This window comes from Candidatus Cloacimonadota bacterium, assembly GCA_011372345.1.
Classification (GTDB): Bacteria; Cloacimonadota; Cloacimonadia; order Cloacimonadales; family TCS61; genus DRTC01.
Window position 1 is genome coordinate 1 of record DRTC01000269.1, and the last position, 3,401, is coordinate 3,401.

Consider the following 3,401-nt stretch of genomic DNA (forward strand, 5'->3'; position numbering starts at 1 on the left):
ATTATTGATGAAAGCCATAACCTCAGAAATCGTGAAAGTAAAAGATTCCGAGCTGTTCAAGAATATTTGCATTTGAATGACAGTAAAGTTATTATGCTTTCTGCTACCCCTTATAATAAAACATTCCAAGACCTTTCTAATCAACTACGATTATTTATTTCCGTAGATGATGATCTTGGAATTTCTCCAGAAAACTATATTGAAAGTATCGGAGGAAAAATAGAATTCGAATCTCGTTTTCCGCATCATTATAGGTCGCTTCCAGCTTTTGAAAAAAGTGAAGATATTGATGATTGGCGAGAGTTGATGAGATTATTTCTGGTGCGCAGAACCAGAAGCTTTATTAAACAAAATTATGCAAAAACAGATGAAAAAAATCAAAGAAAGTATCTGCTTTTCTCAAATGGTAACAGATCATATTTTCCAGATAGAATTCCCAAACGAATAAATTATGAAATGTCGGTTCACGATCCAAATGACCAATATGCAAAGTTATACTCCGAAAATGTTGTAGATGCAGTAAATAATATGAAACTGGCAAGATACGGAATTGGTAATTACATAAAAGATGATCCAACAGAAAAGCCGACAAATGATGAATTATTCATTATCGATAATCTAACAAGAGCAGGAAAGAGACTTATAGGTTTCAGTAGAACGAACCTTTTTAAAAGACTCGAAAGCAGCGGATTTTCTTTTCTGCTTTCCGCTTATAGAATGATGCTCAGGAATTACATTTTTTTTTATGCAGTGGAAAATAATCTTCCGATTCCGATTGGTTCTCAGGAAGCAAATGTTTTGGATGATTTCACTGATGAACTGGATTGGGAGGATGATTACACAGGCAATGAAAAAACTCTAAGAATTACAACTGATGTAACAAAGCTAAATGATCTATCTGAAAAGATATACAATGAGTTGGCTACAAAACAAAAGAAAAAATTCAGTTGGATTCGAACTGAATTATTCAAAAGATCATTCAAAAAACACCTTCTTGATGATTGCGAAGCTCTTACGGAAATTATTAAACTATCCGAAAACTGGAAACCTGAAAATGACAGACAATTAAATGCTTTGGAAAAACTGATAACTCAAGAACATCCACATGAAAAAATCCTAATTTTCACACAATTTGCGGACACAGCGAATTATCTATATTCACAACTGTTAAAACGCAATATTAATGATGTTGAATGTGTAACCGGCAGCAATAATAATCCTACGGAATTTGCTCATCGATTCAGTCCCATTTCCAATGAAAAACCAAACATCAAAAATTCCGAAGATGAAATTCGCGTGCTTATCTCTACCGATGTTCTAAGTGAAGGGCAAAATCTGCAGGATGCTCACATAATCTTAAATTACGATCTGCCTTGGGCTCTTATTCGTTTGATTCAAAGAGTTGGGCGTGTTGATAGAATAGGACAGAAATCCAGTAGAATTCTAAGCTACTTCTTCTTTCCTGAAGAAGGAATAGAAAACATTATCCGCTTACGTCAAAAACTGGATACCCGCTTGGAAGAAAATGCTGAAGTTGTTGGCTCAGATGAAAGATTTTTCGAAGAACAGAATAATACAATTCTGGAAAATCTTTATCATGAAAAATCAGGAATTTTAGATGAAGAAGACAGCGAAATCGACCTTGCATCTTTTGCCTACCAAATCTGGAAAAATGCTATTGAGAAAAACCCAAAATTAAAGAAAATAATTCCTGAATTGCCGGATGTTTCTTACTCAACAAAAACTTTTGAGAATGAAGGTGTGCTGGTTTATACAAAGACTGCCGAGAACAATGACGTTCTTTCCTGGATCAGTAAAGATGGTGATATCATAACACAATCTCAAATGAACATATTACAAGCTGCTGCCTGTGAACCCAGAACAAAAGCTCTACAACGTTTGGATAATCATCATGAACTGGTGAAGAAGGGTGTGCAAGTTGCACAAATTTTAGAAAAAGAAATCGGTGGAACTTTGGGAAGAAAGAATAGTGCAAAATACAGAACGTATATGAGGATTTCGCAATATTGCGAACAATATCCTTTGTTCGTAACCACAGAACTCAAAAATGCAATTGATGATATTTTCAAATATCCGCTCAAAGAATTTGCTCGTGAGACATTGAACAGACAATTAAAAGCAGGAATCGAAGATGCGGAATTAGCTGAACTTATTGTTTCCTTGCGAGAAGAAGAAAGGCTTTGTATTATTGGGAAACAGAAACATAAAACAGGTGAACCGCAAATTATTTGCTCACTCGGGTTAAAAAGTGAATAACTTCGGAATGTTCAGCTTTGCTGATCTTCCGAATGTTATTTATTACGGTGAATGTTATTGCGATTTCAACATTCCGAAGAGCTTCGCACATTCGGAAGTTGCGGGAAAACATCGGATTGTCCGCAGGTCATCCGATTGTTTGGGAAAAAATTCAAACATTCCGAAGATTCGACAAGTCGAAACATTCGGAAGTTGGGAAGAATTAGGATGAAATAATGCAGATTACAAAAGAAACTTTTAGAAAATTGATAAACAGCTTTAACTTTAAAGAATTATTTATTGAACTTGGTTGGGATAATTACAATGATAAACAAACACAAATAAGTATAAAGGACGAAACATACAACATCGAAGCAATTTCCGAGAAAAGAGGTTTTGTAATCCTGAAATGTTTACCGAATTCGATAGGTAAAATCCCTGTTTACAGTATTCGAAAACAAATTGAAAATAAGATTTCCAAACATCATCAGGAGCATCTTATCATATTTTGTGATGCTGCAAATACTGAACAAATCTGGCAACTCACAATTCGGGAAGAAGGCAAGCCAACCTTGACCAGAGAGACAAAATACTTTTCTCATCAAGCACCAGAATTGATTTACCAGAAACTCAGCGGTTTATTCTTCTCGTGGGATGATGAAGAAAATATCAGCATCGTGGATGTGAAGCGCAGAGTAAAAGAAAACTTTAATAAAAACTCTGAGAAAGTAACCAAAAAATTCTATCAGGAATTCAAGAAAAATCACTCTGCCTTCCTTGAATTTATCGAAGGCATTTCAGAAAAAATAGATAAAGATTGGTATGCTTCCCTGATGTTGAACCGATTAATGTTCATCTACTTCATTCAAAAGAAAGGCTTTCTGGATGATAACAAAAACTATCTGGCAGACAAGCTGAAACAAACCAAAGTAACTCGTGGAGAAGACGAGTTCTATAGCTTCTATCAGGATTTCCTGAAAATTCTTTTTCATAAAGGTTTGGGTGCCAAAGAACGAAACGATGAAATTATTAAAGAGATCGGCAAAGTTCCATATTTGAACGGTGGGCTTTTTGATGTTCACGAATTAGAAAACAAATACACAAACATAAAAATTAAAGATGAAGCTTTCGAAAAGTTGTTTGCC

2 protein-coding genes are annotated in these 3,401 nt (G+C 34.8%); both read left to right on the forward strand.

What is annotated here, in order from left to right; translation table 11 throughout:
* Nucleotides 1-72 precede the first annotated feature (72 nt).
* Nucleotides 73-2,277 carry an NgoFVII family restriction endonuclease gene (locus ENL20_05265; protein ID HHE37966.1) on the forward strand — a complete coding sequence of 735 codons (2,205 nt, stop codon included), beginning with the start codon at nucleotides 73-75 and terminating at the stop codon, nucleotides 2,275-2,277.
* Nucleotides 2,278-2,492: 215 nt separating this feature from the next.
* A partial coding sequence (locus tag ENL20_05270; protein HHE37967.1) for a hypothetical protein occupies nucleotides 2,493-3,401 on the forward strand: 909 nt, incomplete at its 3' end.